The organism is Ralstonia sp. NFACC01 (assembly GCF_900115545.1).
GTDB classification, from domain to species: Bacteria; Pseudomonadota; Gammaproteobacteria; order Burkholderiales; family Burkholderiaceae; genus Ralstonia; species Ralstonia mojiangensis.
Map to the genome: position 1 here is coordinate 647,200 of NZ_FOWV01000003.1, position 16,178 is coordinate 663,377.

General features: G+C 61.5%; 15 protein-coding genes. 12 read left to right on the plus strand and 3 right to left on the minus strand.

Annotated elements, in window-relative coordinates; genetic code table 11:
• The first annotated feature begins 34 nt into the window (after nucleotides 1–34).
• From BM136_RS11050 to BM136_RS11075, 6 genes are all read left to right on the plus strand, one after another.
• A complete protein-coding gene (locus tag BM136_RS11050; RefSeq protein ID WP_254775655.1) occupies nucleotides 35–823 on the plus strand; it encodes a MotA/TolQ/ExbB proton channel family protein in 789 nt (262 codons plus the stop codon).
• 3 nt (nucleotides 824–826) lie between these two features.
• Entirely contained in the window at nucleotides 827–1,258 is a 432-nt protein-coding gene (locus tag BM136_RS11055) for an ExbD/TolR family protein (protein WP_092971858.1), read from the plus strand.
• Between the two features lie 27 nt (nucleotides 1,259–1,285).
• The gene (locus BM136_RS11060) at nucleotides 1,286–1,717 is read left to right on the plus strand and encodes an ExbD/TolR family protein (RefSeq protein WP_092971859.1); all 432 of its coding nucleotides are present in this window, start codon (nucleotides 1,286–1,288) and stop codon (nucleotides 1,715–1,717) included.
• Between the two features lie 67 nt (nucleotides 1,718–1,784).
• Nucleotides 1,785–3,146: an MFS transporter gene (locus BM136_RS11065; RefSeq protein WP_092971860.1), complete on the plus strand. Its 1,362-nt coding sequence runs from the start codon at nucleotides 1,785–1,787 to the stop codon at nucleotides 3,144–3,146.
• 17 nt (nucleotides 3,147–3,163) lie between these two features.
• Nucleotides 3,164–4,186 carry a dipeptide epimerase gene (locus BM136_RS11070; RefSeq protein ID WP_217649356.1) on the plus strand — a complete coding sequence of 341 codons (1,023 nt, stop codon included), beginning with the start codon at nucleotides 3,164–3,166 and terminating at the stop codon, nucleotides 4,184–4,186.
• A gap of 438 nt (nucleotides 4,187–4,624) precedes the next feature.
• On the plus strand, nucleotides 4,625–6,298 hold the full coding sequence (locus BM136_RS11075) for a serine hydrolase domain-containing protein (protein ID WP_302848165.1): 1,674 nt from the start codon (nucleotides 4,625–4,627) through the stop codon (nucleotides 6,296–6,298).
• Between the two features lie 57 nt (nucleotides 6,299–6,355).
• Here BM136_RS11075 and BM136_RS11080 read toward each other — a convergent pair whose 3' ends face one another.
• Both BM136_RS11080 and BM136_RS11085 read right to left on the minus strand, forming a co-directional pair.
• Nucleotides 6,356–7,987, minus strand: a complete 1,632-nt coding sequence (locus tag BM136_RS11080) for a serine hydrolase domain-containing protein (protein ID WP_092971862.1) — start codon at nucleotides 7,985–7,987, stop codon at nucleotides 6,356–6,358.
• Between the two features lie 15 nt (nucleotides 7,988–8,002).
• Nucleotides 8,003–10,129 (minus strand): TonB-dependent receptor, encoded by a 2,127-nt coding sequence (locus BM136_RS11085; RefSeq protein WP_254775657.1) that lies wholly within the window; start codon nucleotides 10,127–10,129, stop codon nucleotides 8,003–8,005.
• A 520-nt stretch (nucleotides 10,130–10,649) separates the two neighbouring features.
• Here BM136_RS11085 and BM136_RS11090 point away from each other — a divergent pair.
• Nucleotides 10,650–11,642: an ATP-binding protein gene (locus tag BM136_RS11090; RefSeq protein WP_092971864.1), complete on the plus strand. Its 993-nt coding sequence runs from the start codon at nucleotides 10,650–10,652 to the stop codon at nucleotides 11,640–11,642.
• A 128-nt stretch (nucleotides 11,643–11,770) separates the two neighbouring features.
• Nucleotides 11,771–13,231, plus strand: a complete 1,461-nt coding sequence (locus BM136_RS11095; RefSeq protein WP_092971865.1) for a M81 family metallopeptidase — start codon at nucleotides 11,771–11,773, stop codon at nucleotides 13,229–13,231.
• 394 nt (nucleotides 13,232–13,625) lie between these two features.
• Here the strand turns inward: BM136_RS11095 and BM136_RS11100 are convergent, their stop codons facing one another.
• Nucleotides 13,626–13,829: a ribbon-helix-helix protein, CopG family gene (locus BM136_RS11100; RefSeq protein WP_024976466.1), complete on the minus strand. Its 204-nt coding sequence runs from the start codon at nucleotides 13,827–13,829 to the stop codon at nucleotides 13,626–13,628.
• Between the two features lie 78 nt (nucleotides 13,830–13,907).
• Here BM136_RS11100 and BM136_RS11105 point away from each other — a divergent pair, with 78 nt between their 5' ends.
• The 4 genes from BM136_RS11105 to BM136_RS11120 all read left to right on the plus strand — a co-directional run.
• A complete protein-coding gene (locus BM136_RS11105; RefSeq protein ID WP_254775658.1) occupies nucleotides 13,908–14,249 on the plus strand; it encodes an HPr family phosphocarrier protein in 342 nt (113 codons plus the stop codon).
• A 33-nt stretch (nucleotides 14,250–14,282) separates the two neighbouring features.
• Entirely contained in the window at nucleotides 14,283–15,134 is an 852-nt protein-coding gene (locus tag BM136_RS11110; RefSeq protein WP_092971866.1) for a fused MFS/spermidine synthase, read from the plus strand.
• Between the two features lie 99 nt (nucleotides 15,135–15,233).
• Nucleotides 15,234–15,581 (plus strand): YkgJ family cysteine cluster protein, encoded by a 348-nt coding sequence (locus tag BM136_RS11115; RefSeq protein WP_092971867.1) that lies wholly within the window; start codon nucleotides 15,234–15,236, stop codon nucleotides 15,579–15,581.
• Nucleotides 15,582–15,911: 330 nt separating this feature from the next.
• Nucleotides 15,912–16,178: transposase (locus tag BM136_RS11120; RefSeq protein ID WP_139219364.1), on the plus strand; the 267-nt coding region annotated here is incomplete at its 3' end.

Genomic DNA, 16,178 nt, shown 5'->3' on the forward strand with positions numbered 1-16,178 from the left:
ATCACGTTGTTTCAACACGCTCCAGGAGACAAATATGTCCAAACGCTTTTACCCGGCTGCCGCCGCCGTCGCTCTGACGCTGGCAACCAGCGCTGCGCATGCCGCCAACGATGCGGTAACGAATCCATACGGCCTCGAGGCGCTTTGGAAAGGCGGCGATCTGATTGCCCGCGGCACACTGCTGATCCTCATCGTGATGTCGATGGGCAGCTGGTACATCATCGTTGCGAAGCTGCTTGAACAGGCCCGTGTGCTCCGCCGGGCAAAAACTGCCGAAGAGGTCTTCTGGACTGCACCCACGCTCACAGAAGGCGCACGCGCGCTCAACGAGGACTGCCCCTTCCGCTTCATTGCACAGGCCGGGCTGTCAGCATGGGACCACCACGATGGCGCGATGCTGGAGCAGATCAGCCTGGACACGTGGGTCACCACCGCTGTTGAGCGCGCGACCAACACCGTTTCCAATCGCCTGCAAGACGGCCTCTCTTTCCTGGGTACCGTCGGGTCAACTGCGCCATTCGTGGGGCTGTTCGGAACGGTGTGGGGCATCTATCACGCGCTGACGGCCATCGGCATTGCCGGCCAGGCATCCATCGACAAAGTTGCCGGCCCCGTGGGCGAAGCATTGATCATGACCGCTATCGGCCTTGCCGTGGCCGTGCCGGCTGTGCTCGGCTACAACTGGCTGGTACGGCGCAACAAGGCGGTGATGGAGCGTGTGCGCGGCTTCTCCGCCGAGCTGCATACCGTTCTCTTCACAGGCAAGACCACCGCTGCCGCTGCCGCCGCAACGCGGTCCATGGCGATTGCTCGCGTAGGGTGAGCCATGGCCATGTCCGTCGGAACTGGCAGCAGTGACGAGCACGATGAGGTGATGTCCACCATCAACACGACGCCATTGGTGGACGTGATGCTGGTGCTGCTGATCATCTTCCTGATCACCATTCCGGTGGTCTCGCACACCGTGCCGGTCACGCTTCCCAAAGAAGCCGTCCATCCGCTTCAAACCACTCCCCAGAACGTGATCCTCGCGGTCACGAAGGACGGCGACGTGTTCTGGAACGAAGGTCACGTGCCGGACACCCACACGCTGGTCGACAGGCTCAAGACGGTGGCCGTGCAAAAGCCGCAGCCGGAAGTGCACATCCGTGGCGACCTGGATGCACGTTACGCCGCCATCGGGCGTGTCGTCCTCGCCTGTCAACGCGCCGGTATCGCGAAAGTGGATTTCATTACCGAAGCACCGCCGCGCCAATAACCCATTCACATCAAAAGGAGGCCCGTCATGGCAATGACGATGCATGGCGGCAACGGCGATGAGGCCGAGGTCATGGTCGAGATCAACACCACCCCGTTGATCGACGTGATGCTCGTGCTGCTCATCATGCTCATACTCACAATCCCCATCCAAACGCATGCGGTAAAGCTGGACATGCCAACCGACGCGCCAGCGCAGCCCCAGCAGACAACGCCGGCCATCGTGCAGATTGACGTTGCACCCGACGGCTCGCTCGCCTGGAATGGCGAACCGGTGGCCTCCCGTGCACAGCTGGAAACCCGGCTTGAGGCAGTCAGCGCAGACCCCGCGCCAACTGAGCTGCACCTGCGTCCTGACAAGGCGGCGCCGTATCGGGCCGTTGCCATGGTCATGGCTTCCGCCCAGCGGCTGGGTGTGAAGCGCATCGGGCTGGTCGGCAACGAGCAGTTCATGCCGTAAGCGGCCCCGCGCGGCCGCCCGTTCGTTCGGTCACTCTCTCGCCTCCTCCTCAATTGTCGGATCTACCATGTTCGACTCGAAACTCGACTTACCTTCCCCCGCCATGGGGATCTCCGCCCCAAGGGAAGCGTCCGCTGGTGCGCTTGCCTGGTTCGGCCTTGCGGTACTCGTGATCGTCGCGTTCTTTGCCAATATCGACCGGCAGATACTTGTTCTCCTTACAGAACCGATCCGGCAGGACTTCGGTCTCTCGGACTTGCAGATCGGCCTGCTGCAAGGCGCCGGCCTCGCGCTCTTTGCGGGCGCGGCGGCGCTACCCATCGGATGGATCGCAGACCGCGTCGACCGTCGCCTCGTGCTGGCGGTGTGCATTCTGGTCTGGAGTGCAGCAACTGCTACCTGCGGGCTCACCACCGGCTTCTGGCAACTCTTCATCGCCTCGATCGGATTGGGCATCGGAGAGGCCGGATTGATGCCCATCATCTACGGCATGATTCCCGACCTGTTTCCCGCACGACAGCGCGTGCTCGCCAACTCGGTGTTCGCGCTGGTCAACCTGCTCGGCGCCGGTGCGGGCATGGCCCTGGGAGGCGCGCTATTGCAAGGCGTCACGACGATGCACGGCACGCTACCCGGTGCGTTGGCCGGCTTCTCGCCATGGCGCCTGGCCTTCTTTGCCGTTGCCATCCCCGCGCCGCTTCTAGTCATTCTGGTCGCCATGATCCGCCCTAAGCACGGCGACGGCAGCACGAACATACGCGCCACCGAGCATGTCGCCACATCACCCTTGACCGCACGCGCCTACTTCACGCGCGAACGGGCCATGATGGCGAAATTCTTCGGTGCAATCGCGTTGGTCAACATGGCTTTCACCGGCATCACCACCTGGATGCCCATCGTTGCCGTGCGGAGTTTTGGCGCGGCGCCGGCTGCGGCTGGTGGTGGGTTGGGGGCCGCGGCCACAATCGGCAGCGTCATTGGCTGCGTTCTGGGCTGGCTGATCGCTCGCCGCCTCAGCCCTCGCTTCGGAGTATTGGCCCCGCTGCGTGTGTGCGAGTGGGGCGCGCTTGCCGCGGCGCTCACTTCCGTCGGCTACTTGACCGCCAGTTCGGTGACATTCGTCTACAGCCTCTTTGGACTGCAGTTCGCTTGCATTGTCGCCGGCATGGTGCTGTTTCCCGCAATCATGCAAAGCATTTGTCCCGCGCACCTGCGCTCGCGCGTGGCCGCCATCGGCGTGCTGACCACCATCGTCGTTCAAGCCGGTAGCCCGGTCTTCATCGGCGTGATGTCGGATCGCTTGCAGGCTGTCAACCACGGTCTCCTCCTGGCGATCATTGGCGTCGCCCTGGTTGGATTCTCTTCAGCTTGCGTACTGATGCGCGCCGCCGGTAAAGGCGTACGCGACGCGATTGAGCGCTACGCATAACGCCCTCCCATCGTCAAATGAATACCATGGAACGCTGTTCTCTCTCGATTCGAATCGAGAGCTGGCCACTGGCCGCGCCTTTCAGAATTACCGGTTATCTCGTCGATACTGCCCGTGTGGTCGTCGTGACAATCGCTGACGCGCACCATGAAGGTGTCGGTGAAGCGGCCGGTGTCTTCTATCTTGGCGAGACGCCCGAGTCGATCGCGGCGCAGATCGAAGCGGTACGGCCTTCTATCGAACGAGGCATCACCCGCGCGCAGTTGCTGACGCTGCTGCCGTCGGGCGGCGCACGCAATGCGGTAGACGCAGCGCTTTGGGCATTGGAATCGAAACGTGAAGCGTTGCCGGTCTGGCGCGTCGCGCAGCTTCCGCCACCGCGCCCCCTGCTGACCACGATGACTATCGGCGTCGATACCCCGCAGGCAATGGCGAGCAAGGCGCGTAGCCTGCGCCAAACCCGTGCGCTCAAGATCAAACTCGATGGCAGTGTGCGCGATGCCAGCCGCCTGTTATCGATTCGTGAGGCGCGACCTGACGTGTCGCTCTCGGCCGATGCCAACCAAGGCTGGTCGCGCGCTCACCTCGATACGATGCTTCCGGTGTTGCAGCAAGTCGGCGTCGACATGCTGGAGCAGCCATTCGCCATCGGTGCTGACGCCTGCCTCGATACGCTGGACTATCCGATTCCCCTGGCCGCCGATGAATCGTTCCAGGATGTTAAGGACCTGCCCAGCGTCGTTCGTCGATACGACATCGTCAACATCAAGCTCGACAAGTGCGGGGGACTCACGCGCGCGCTTGAACTCGCCGCCACCGCACGGTCTGCAGGCCTCTCCATCATGGTTGGATGCATGCCGGGGACGTCATTGGCCATCGCACCCGCTTTCGTCCTCGGGCAGTTGTGCGATCGCATCGACCTCGATGGCCCGTTGTTTCTCACCAGGGATCGTGCGGTTGGCGCACAGTACTCGGACGGCCTCTTGTTGTGCCCGGACGATGCTTGGGGGTCCGCCGTTACCAATGCCATGCTCCCGTAACGTCCACCGCGCAGCCAATGGATTCTTCACTCGCCGCGAGACTCGACGCCCTCTTTGCACCGTATCAGCGTAGTGACAGACCGGGCTTGGTCGTGGGCATTACGCACGGTGACGCGTTGCGCTATCGCCGTGGCTTTGGCATGTCGTTCGAGGCGTTTCTGGCGGAACACCTCTTTGGCCCGATGGGCATGATCGACACCATTGCGGCGCCCGACGATATGCAGATTCTGCCCGGCATGGCGACACTGCATGTACGGGACGCCACGGACGGCTGGGAGCGCGGGCTACTAGCAGCATGGCGTATGGCGCAATGCACCTCTCACGCGACAGCGGCGGGACCATCTCGTGTTTCCGGCTCGACACCTGGCGCACGCGCAATTTGCTGTTCACTCGCATTGACGACGATACAACCCCATGACAAGCCCATCGAGAGAATGCATGTACGAGGCGCTATCGGCGCTGTTTCGCCCCTACGCGCGCAGCGATGGTCCGGGCGTGGTTGTCGGCATCGCTCAGCATGGTGAACTGTTCTACCGCAAGGCATTCGGCATGGCGAGTCTTGAGCACGCGCGTGCGCTGACGACCGCCACGCGCCTGCGCATCGGCTCAGTCAGCAAGCACTTCACCTGCCTGGCTGCACTGCTGCTCTGCGAGGAGGGCCTTCTCGATGCGGACGCCGGCATCGGAACCTATATTCCTGAGCTCTCGCGTGCCGGCGGTGCGCCGACACTGCGTCAGTTGATGTCGCACCGCGGCGGGCAACGATGCGCGCTCGATCTGGCCTTGCTGACGCAAGGCTTGGCCATCCCGCCGCGTGGCGCAACGCTCGCCGCACAGATCCGCCAGCGCGACGAGAATTTCCATCCAGGCGAACGCATGATGTATTCGAACGGCGGCTATCACTTGTTGTCGCTCGCCATTGAGCGCGCCAGCGGCATGCCGTTTGATGCATTCCTGGATGCGAGGATCTTTACTCCGATGGGCATGCACGAGACGGCCTCCATCGACAACGACATGGCCGTGGTGCCGGGCATCGCCAGCTTTCATGTGCCGGATGGCGAAGGCGGGTATCTGCGCGGCATCTTTCCCTCAAGAGAGATCCTGGGTGAAGGCGGCATCGTTTCGACGGTCGATGACATGCTGCGATGGACTGCGCACATGCATGGTGAAAAGATCGTCGGCACGGATGCGACTTGGGCACAGATGTTGGAGATGCCCGTGTTTTCCAGCGGACAGGGCAGCAACTACGCCCTGGGCCTCAAGCAAACCATCTATCGCGGCATCCAGCTCACCCATCATTCGGGCGGTGTCATCGGGGGCACCAGCCATATGCTGTTCTCCGCCACACACGGGCTGGATGTGGTGCTCCTCAGCAACGGCGCGGTCGACACCCCAATCGATCTTGCCCATCGCATCGTCGATATCGTGCTCGCCACTGTCCTGAGCGGCGACGGGCCGCCGATTCCAGTGCGTGCGTCGGCACATGCTGCGCGGCTTGGCTGTTATCGCTCATTGGAGAGCAATGCGGTGTATGCACTGGAGGACCACGACGGCGCATTGGCGCTGGGTGGTTGGCTCTGCGCGGGGAAACCCCTGCCGCTTTACCCCATCGAAGGAAGCCCCACCAATGATGTCGCCATTGAAGCCGGCGCTGACGGATCCTTCTCCGTGCACTGGGGAATGCACAACGCGCCCGATGACATCGACCATCTCCGGATCGCCCATTGCGGACATGCCGAGACATTCGAACGCGTTGCTGAAGTGCCCCCGATGACGGCCGAGATCGCCGCTGAGATGTGTGGCATCTACGAGAGCCACGATGCCAACGCCCGCGCCGTCATCGAACACGATCCGGCCGACCACAGTACTTTGATACTCCGTATGCAAGGCGCAGCTGGAGGGTGTGATTACCGACTGACGCCCATCGCTGATCACGTCTTTGGCATGGCTCCCATCGCCCCACTGGCTTTCATCGATGGCATCGTTACGCTATCGCAAGACCCATCCCAGCCGCCGACGCCCAGCTTCCGCATTGATACCCAACGGAGTCGAGGTGTCACATTCACGCGGGCAGTTGGCAACTGGACACGATACCCGGAACCCTGCCTCTGAGACACAACGGTTGAGGGAAAAAAAGGCGGAGCGGCACCGTTGCCGCTCCGCCTGTTCTCATATCTCCCGCGAGAAAGCGAGGCCACGTGTTCGCGAGGTATCCAGCCAGAAACGGGAAGCACGCCCGTTCACACGATCGACGGTCAGCACACCGGCGGAGAAACCTTGCGCATCCGCCGGTTCAAACGTGAAGACGTCTTCGCCAACGGGGACAAGCCGGTAGTTGACGCCACCCATGGGGCCCTCCAGCCGCATCGATACGGCGCCGTCCGAGAGCGTCAGTCCGGCCTGCCCTGCTGCATCACCGCTGAAGTAAGCGCCCTCCATGCCGGCGAAGGCATCGGAGACAGGTGGCGCCTCATCTGGCAGCCGTTCCAGTAGCGATGCATGGCCGCAGTCGATGAACTCGATGGCCGTCACGCGGCCGGCCGACGTTGCGCCGGGCCGAATCATCAACGCGCCACCAGTACCGTCCTCGATGCGCAAACCGTCCGACGTCTCAATTAACGGTAGCGCCAGGTGCTTCTGGTTATGTATGACGGCAGCAAGGTGCCCACCCCGATCGACAACCTCACAGTACGCTCGATCGGCGCGCGAGAAGTATCGGCCCAGCAGCGCTTCATGACCGTTGATGGTCAGTGGCTCGGGGCGCGGGGCGCCGAGTACCTCGTCGCCCAGGACAACGTCGACAATCTGCGTTGCGAGTGCAATCGGGTCCACCGGCGCGCCGTTGGTAAGAATCACCACATCGAGCGCATGCGCCGCCACGGTCAACATCTGGCATGACCCACCGAACACGCCGCCGGCATGGTGGAGCAACTCAACATTGCGATGCGGTGTGCGCATCAACCCAAGCGCGTACACACCTTCGGCACCACTGGAATAGCGCGGTTTGGTCAGCATCTGTCGCCACACGTCCTGGGTGCCGAGCTTGTCGGGCGCGCGCAGATGGGCCGTCCAGCGCAGCATGTCATCGATGGTGGACACGATGCCGCCTTCACCCCGCACTTCCCACGAAGGGAACAAGCCGCGAATAAAGCCACCCGTTCCGTCCGGCACGTGCTGGGTGGCCATGCGCGGCCGAATCTGCATATCGTCGGCAACGGCCTCGGTATCGACCATGCCCATCACACGGAAGATGCGCTCCGACAGGAAGCTCTCGAACGGCACGCCGCTGACGCGCTCAATGACAAGCGACAGCAGGTGGTAGCCGCCGTTGCAGTAAATCATCCGCTCCCCAGGGCGGAAATTGACGTCGCGTTGGCGGACCTCCGTCGCCAACGCCGCGCCCCGAGGCATGGTCACCACGCCCTGCGTCAACACCCACAGGTCGAGGTAACAGCGGTAGCCGCCGGTGTGCGTCATCAACTGGCGTAACGTGGGATCGCCCGCGAGCACCGGCAACTCCGGGATATACGTGCGGATGCCCGCGTCGACATCCAGCTTGCCCTCTTCTGCCAGCAGCAGCGCCGCGAGACACGTGAAGTGCTTGCTCGTCGAGCCGATCCGCATGCGCGTTGCGGGCGTGTTGATGGTGCCGTGCTCAATGCTGGCCAGCCCGAAGCCGCGCCGGTAAAGCGCATCCCCTCGCAACGCGACGCCGACCACGAGGCCCGGCTGGTCCGCCTTGTTGTACGGCTCCAGCAACGCGTCGAGTTGCTTCCTGATATCCATTGGATCGTGTGTCATGTCGATTGATGTGCGTTAGAAGGGGACCGTCAGCGTTGCACCGATCGTGCGAGGCTGTGCCACGCTGACCAGCGCAGGGCCACCCATCGGAACCAGGGACGTACCTGCCGCAAGCAACGCACGGCGGTCGAACAGGTTGCGAACGTAGAAAGCGAGGCTGAACTTCTTGAAGTCGAGTCCTGCCTGCAGATCCGTCATGGCATAGCCCGGCAGGGGATAGTCTGGGCGGCCTGTATTGCTTCCAAAGCCAGCATGGCGACTGCCGACAAACCGTTGACTCACACCTGCGTAGGCTGGATATCCGTTCACCGCGAAGAGGTAGCTGGCCGATAGCGTGGCGGCAACCCGTGCCGAGTTTGGAAGCGGATCGCCCGCATTGGTGCCCGTGTTGACATTGCCCGTGGTCAGCTTCGCGTCGATGAGGGACACGCTCAGACCAAGATTCCAGTGGCGATTCGGACGGAACGCGCTGGAGAGCTCCAACCCTCGAATCCTTGCATCACCGGCATTGAGCACTTGATTGACGCCATTGACCGCGCCGAACTGCTGGATGTTCTTCCACTCGATGTCGTACACCGTCATCGCAACCGACATGCGCTTGTCCAGAAGATCGGCCTTGTAGCCGGCCTCGTAGGTCCACAGCGTGTCGGGGCGGAAGGTGGGATTCCCAGACGAAGGCAGCCCCGTGACTGGATCAACCAGCAGCGCATTCGGTCCACCAGGGCGATACCCGCTGGCAGCGCGCAGGTAGACGTTGCTGTCTTTCGTCAGCGCATAGTTCGCCGTAAGCATGTACGTCTTGCTGGTATCCGACGAGGGGGCGGTAATGGTCTGCGTGGGCCCTGCGAGCGCGCCAAACGTGGTCTGCTGGTACTCCTGCGTGTTGTGTGCCACACGGAGGCCGCCGGTCAACGACAGGCGCGGGGTCAGGTGATAGGTCAGATCCCCGTAGGCCGCGTACTCGCTGTAGGTGCTCGGTGCCTCAAGCGCGGACAAATTGAGGCCGACGGTTCCGTTGGGCAGCGTCGTAATGAGCCCTTGGCTCGCGTCACTGCGCTCGCGCGTGTAGAACACACCCGCAAGCCATTCCAGCGTCCGGTTGCCCGGCGAGGTCAGACGAAATTCCTGCGTGAACTTGTTCGTCGTCGCCACGTTCTTTGCGGCAACGGAACTCACGTTGAGCCCGATGCCGTTGAGCAGCGGAACGTACACCACCGACAAGTCTTGCGGCGCATCAGATCGCATCGACTGGTATGACGTGATCGAATTCGCGCGTGCCCAGCCGAACTCGTACTCAACCCCGGCGGAATAGAGTTGGACGTTCTGATGAAAGGGCTCCGTCGTAAAGAGCCGCGTTGTCAGATCGCCGTCCACGGGTTGCCCATTTTTGCCATAGGCAACGTAGTTCGGTGCATTGCGGTTGATGTTCTGCGTCAATGCGGTCAGGCGCAGCGTCAACTGATTCGTGGGCGTCAGAAGAAACGACGCGCGCGCGCCATAGGTATCGCCGCGGTCAATACGTGAACCGGCCTGTGGCCCCACGGCATCGACATAGCCCGCATCGTGTTGGCTGAACATCGAAACCCGTGCCGCCGCCACATCGGTCTTCAACGGAAGATTCAACACGGCGTTGGCGGAGTTATTCACGCCGCCATGCTTGGTGACGGAAAGGCCTGCAGACGCGCGGCCCGAAAATTCGCCGGAATCCGGCTCGTTGGTGACGTACTTGAGCAATCCGCCCATCGCACCCGCACCGTACAGCGTTCCTTGAGGACCCCGCAGAATTTCGATGTGATTGAGGTCCAGCAGGCTCATGTCGAGCGCGAACGTTGCACCCTGGGAGAACACGGTGCTGCCGCCAAATGCCACGTCGTCGACGTACACGCCGACGGTCGGCCCGGTCTGCTCACCTGTCGTCACGCCGCGCATGCTGATTTGCCCAGAGCCGCTGCCACCCGCCGTGTTCAGGTCAACACCGGGTTCCGACGACAGGAAGTCGGACATGGTCTTTGCGCCGCCTTTCTGCAACTCTTCAGCCGAAACCACGTTGATCTGCATCGGCACTTCACGTGCGGGCTCCCGGCGGCGCGTTGCGGTCACCACCACCGTGTTGAGGGTGGCGCCTTCCTTGCCCTGCGACACGGATGTCTCTGCCCCCTGCGCCCTCTTCTCAGCCGGGGCCGCCCCGCTTTCAGGCCTCGCTCCAGTTGCCGTATCCGACGCTGCATCAGGCGCCGCAATCTGCACCATGTCTTGTGAAAGCTTCACCGTTTGTGCGTGCGCGTACAGGGAAGCCAAGCCAAGTACCGGGCCGGCAAACCACGTCATATATCGCCCACCCTGGCGAAACTGAGACGCGGTCGCATCCACTCTACGCGTCCTTCGATTGTTCATTTTCACTGTCGTCTCCTCCGAGTTTTCCGCTTTCTGATTGCGGTGTTCAAAGCACCGTTTCACTTCGCAACTCGTCGCCAACGGTAAGTGCATGGCATTTCTGTTTCGTGTGTACTTTGTATCGGTCTTGAAACAGGCAGAGGTGCAACATCGTCCCCGTCGTTCATTGTTTCAACGTTGAAATGGAATACAAACAAAGTCGATACAGTCGCGCGCGATAATCCCACTATGCTGATTTCTATTCGTATTCGACGTACCTAGGACGCATATGCCCAAGCCATCATTTGATTCCGCGTTCTATCGTTTGCTATTCGTGATGCTGGCCATGGTCCTGATGACACAGGCCTGCGCAGCTCTCGTCTTGTGGTGGTTCTACAGCGCCGCAGCGTTCAAGGCGCCTCCGGGCATGAGCGTTCCGCTACAGCTATTTCTGGCCGTGCTGATCCAACTGGTGCCGCTATTGATCTCGTCCTGGATCGGCGCGCGCATGCTCGCGGCACCGTTTCGTTCACTGGCCCAAGGGGCTGCCGAATTGGCGAACCACATCGACGCTTCGCCCATCCAGGAAGCCGGCCCGATCGAAGCGCGGCAGGCGGCACAGGTTTTCAACTCGATGCAAGCGGCCATACGGCGCCAGATGAGTGAGCGAAATCAATTCCTAGCCGCCGTCTCGCATGATCTACGCACCCCATTGACGCGCATGCGGCTACGCCTTCGCACGCTTGAAGACCGGGAGTTGAATGACCGGCTCCAAAGCGACATCGACGAGATGACGCAGTTGTTGGACGCCACGTTGTCGTTCTTGCGGAACGCGGAAGTCGTTGAAGCCTTCAGCCCGGTTGATATCAACGCGCTGGTGGATGCGATTGCGGAAGACGCCGCCGAACGCGGGCAGCGTGTCACCGTCAGCGGCGAGATACGCGCGGTGATGGCGCAACCGCTTGGTTTGAAGCGATGCCTGACGAACCTGGTGGCCAACGCCATCCGATACGGAGAGGAGGCGCATATTCATCTGACTGACGGACCCTCGTTCATCTGCATTGATGTCGCCGATCGTGGCCCGGGTATCCCCGAGGCGCAGTTGTCACGCGTGCTTGAACCGTTCTACCGGCTTGAGAGCTCCCGCAACAAGGACACTGGCGGCACGGGCCTCGGACTGGCCATCGCGAACGACATCGTCAAGCGGCACAACGGATCGCTTGAGCTGCGCAACGATCCGGCCGGCGGACTGGTAGCGACGGTGAGACTGCCGCGCCGGTAGCCCGCGCAGCCGCCGTGTTGCCTGCGGCCGCACTCTCGTGTCGAACGCGATACAGAGTGCTCACAAACTAGCAACAGCGTGTGCCTACAGTGAGGTTTCGATCTCCACGCCCTCTCGTAGGATTCACGATGAAACTATTCACTGCTCAGCTTGCGACCGAAACGAATACGTTCGCGCCCTGCCCCACTGGCTGGGGCGGCTTTGAGGAATCGGGCATCTTCCATGGCGACGCAAGCCTGCGAGCCCCGCAAGGCATGGGGTTCGCCCTTGCCGAAGTGCGGCGACTTGCGGAACGCGACGGGCATGAGATCGTCGAGGGCATTTGCGCAGAGGCGCAACCATCGGGCCCCACGATTCGCGCGGTCTATGAATCGCTGCGGGACGAGATCCTAGGCAAGATCGAAGCAGCGCAGCCGCTTGGCGGCGTGCTCCTGGTACTGCACGGCGCGATGGTGGCCGAGGGATACGACGACTGTGAGGGCGATCTGCTATCTCGGGTGCGAGCCATTGTCGGCCCCGAAGTGCCGATTGCCGCCACACTCGATCCGCACTGCCATTTCACGGAACGCATGCGGCGCTCGGCAGACATCCTGATCGCCTACAAGGAGTATCCGCACACCGATCCCATCGATCGTTTGCGTGAGGCGTATCAACTGCTGCTCGACACCGCGGCAGGCAAGATCCGCCCCACCACAGGTGTGTACGACTGCCGCATGGTTGGGGCCTGGCACACCACCAGTGAGCCAATGGCTACGTTCGTTCAACGCATGAAATCGCTGGAAGGACGGGACGGCGTGTTGTCCGTGTCCCTCGGGCATGGGTTCCCATGGGGCGATGTTCCGGAGGCCGGCGCAAAGTTTTGGGTGGTGACCGACAACAACCTCGCCGATGCGACGGCGCTGGCCACGCAGCTTGGCCACGAATTCTGGGCCCTGCGCGAAGCCACGCGGCCTGCATGGCTCGACGTCGATACTGGGCTGGACCGCGCCCTGGAGGTTGGCAGCGGCCCCGTCGTGATCGGCGACGTTGCTGACAATCCAGGGGGCGGGGCGCCAGGAGACAACACGGTCATCCTGCGCCGGATCATCGAGCGACAGATCGCAAACGTCGCCATCGGGTGTTTCTGGGATCTCGGTGCGATCCAGATCTGTCACGACGCCGGCGTGGGCGCAACCTTCGATTTGCGCTTGGGTGGCAAATGCGGCGTGGCCTCGGCAGACCCGTTGGACCTGCGCGTGACCGTGCGTGCGCTGTCCGACCAACATACGCAGAGCATTTCGGGATTGACCATTCCGTTTGGGCGAGCCGTTTGGCTCGAGGCCGCCAATGGTGTCGATATTGTTCTGGCCTCTGTACGCAACCAAGTGGTTGGCCTCGACGCGTTCACGGGTCTGGGGATCGATTTTGAAAGCAAGCGGCTGGTTGTCGTGAAATCAACCCAGCACTTTCAAGCCGAATTCGCGCCGCGCGCCAAGGCGATCTTCCATATCGCAGCGCCCGGGGCTGTCACACCGAGCTTCGCCGATCTGAACTATCGGCGTCGCGATCTCAATTATTGGCCCCGCGTGTCGAACCCCTTCGAGGCATAAGCCCGCGAACCGGGCATTTTCAAATCTGTGGCCGTGAAGAGGCCACGCCTTGCTGCTGTCCGGACAAATTCCCTTTGATGCCGATAACAAGCGTGAATCCTTAGGAAATCAATTTAGCCCGCCCCGTGCCAGTGGCGTGCCGCAAAAGATACCCCTGCATTTCAGCGTCGACACCATCGAGACGCTATATGAATTGGGGTTGTTCTCAGCCACAAGCTGGAAACAGCCCCGTTCCCTTAAACCCGTTCGAACAGAGCGCTTGGGGAGCGCAGGCGTACGCCGAGGCCGTGGCCGCATGGTTTGCCGTCGCGCTGGCGTCAACGCGCCTTCCCCTCCCAGACACAGGCAACGCGTCAGTGCAATTCGAGGCGATCCGCCGTGAGGGGCTCAGAGACTACGGATTGCGTTTTTGAGTCAGGGTGGCCGTCCCGACTTTGGGGCGGGTCGCATAGCTGACGCCGTGCTGCTCCAGGTAGTCGCGAATCAACTGTCGCACCACTTGCGACGGCGTCTGATCTTGCGCCGCGCACAACTTCTCGAAGGACTTCTTCTTCACCGGATCGATCAACACGGTGAGACGCGCAGTCTTGGATTCCATGTGGAGTATCATTGCATGATAATGTCATTATCATTATATACAACCATGCGCCAAAGCACAGCCTGAGACGCGCGTCAGGTGCTCCGCCCCCAGTTCGCGGGAAGCGCCGCGGCCTGCAGCCAGGCGACCGCGAGCCTGTTTGGAATTCACCGTTTTTTTGAGGATGCAGTGGTAGAAGCGACGATCGAGATGACCTGCCTCGTTGGTCTGCAAGGCAGTGGATCTGCGCGGCTGGTACATGCCGCTAGCCAGTTCGATTGCGACATCCTGCTCGTCTGCAACGAGCGCACGGCGAACGCCAAGAATGTCATGGAGGTCATGCGGCTCCCCGCCCGCGCGGGCGCCAAGGTCATGATCCAGGCCGTTGGTCGGGATGACGCCGCCGCAGTGAAAGTCATTGCAGCGCTGCTAAGCGTCTGACTCATCCATACGAACGCTTGATCAAGAGCGGCAATTGATATGTCCTACGGCTCCCTTGACGCCTATCTGAAGTTTCTCGCCGAAGCCCCTAACGACGGGACGCCAACGCTGCTGGAAACTGCGCACGAACTGTCGCTCCATTTTGATGTGCATGGGGTTCAGAGCCTCATGTCAAGGCGCGACCCAAACAAGTTGCTGCTCGGCTATACCCGAACGATGATGGGCTTTCTGCTCCTGCAGCCGGCGCCTGCCCGAATCTCCATGATCGGCTTGGGCGGCGGCTCGTTGGCCAAGTACTGTTACCACCATCTTCCCGATACCAAGGTAGTGGCAATCGAGATCGACCCCGCTGTAATCGCTTTGCGCGATACGTTCCACATTCCCCCCGACGACGACCGCTTCGAAGTGATCTGCGCGGACGGTGCCGAGTATGTCAAAGGACAGGATGCACGACCCGATGTGATTCTGGTCGACGGATTTTTGGCGCATGGCATGGCGGCGCAACTGGGGACTGCAGACTTTTACGCTGCCTGTTACGCGCGCCTTGCCGACGATGGCGTACTGGTTGCCAACTTCCTCGAGAGCGATCGCGATATCCCGTTCTACCTTGAGGAGTTGCACTCGGTATTCGGCGAGTCGTTCTCCGTTTCGACGTCCGAGGACAGCTGCAACTACACGTTGTTCGCTTGGAAGGGGTCGTGGAAACTTCCGGCGCTGGACACGCTGCTCACGCGTGCGCGCACGCTGGAGATGGAGCACGCTCTGAACTTGCGCTTGGCTGCGCGCCGCCTGAAGCAAAGCAAACGCCTCGCGTCGGACCTCGAATTCTGGCAAGAGCAGGCGAGCTGGCGGGTCGGCGGCGGACGCCAAATCGACCAGAGCTGAAAGCCCTTGCCACGGAAGTGACCACGCCCATTCGCATATGCCTGGGATCGTGTCCACGATGGACGACAACCTTGTGCTCAGCCACGCCTAGCTACACCGATGCATAGCCAAAAAATCAGATTTCTTCGCTCACGAATTCCCACATTCGAGTGCACTCCGGGATGTCACGATTGTTGTGGACCCGTGACAACCTCAACGGAGGAGATGTCGAGGCTTCCCGTTAAGAGCGATGCCGAGCGCGACACTGCGCTGGCAAACCTAAGTTGCCCTCATCTGGATACCAAGGGATGCAGCGTGTATTTGGAGCGCCCGTTGATTTGTCGCTTGTTTGGTTCGACTCCAAGGCTTCCCTGCCCGCACGGAAGGCGGCCGGACGAAATGATCGATCCTAAAATTGAACAAAAGATTCAGCGCTTCTTTCTTGAGGTGCGTCACGTGCTGGTCTGAGGCAAGGCGACCGCTGCCGGTAACAACAGACGCAGGCAATCCGCTATCGCAGGCCGCCCTGCGCAGGAGAAGAGCCAACGCTGGCGGCCAGTAATGGTCGTGGCTGCTGAACGCCATCGCGTATTGATACAGCCCTGTGGCGGAGCCCCCCTTTCCCATCAACGTGTTGAGGGAGGCGTTGGGGGGCACGCGAGGAAGAGACACTCACTCGAAGCTCACCCACGCTTCTGGAAGGCTAACGGTACGCACTTGGACGCACAAAAAGGTTGAATCGCCCCGGCCCCAGTAGACACCTGTGAGCCTCAAACTAGAGGTTAGACAGGAGGTGCGATGAGTGCACAGAGATACACCGAAGAATTCAGGGTCGAGGCGGTCAATCAGGTCGTGGATAGAGGCCACAGCGTGGCCGAGGTCGCGCAGCGGTTAGGCGTGAGCCAGCACAGCCTGTACCAGTGGATCAAACAGCGACGCCAGCCCGTGGCAGAGCCGCAAGGGCAGGTATCGCAATCCGAGGAGGTGCGCTGGCTCAAGGCTGAACTCAAGCGGGTGACCGAGGAGCGCGACATCCTAAAAAAGGCCGCAGCGTACTTTGCCAAG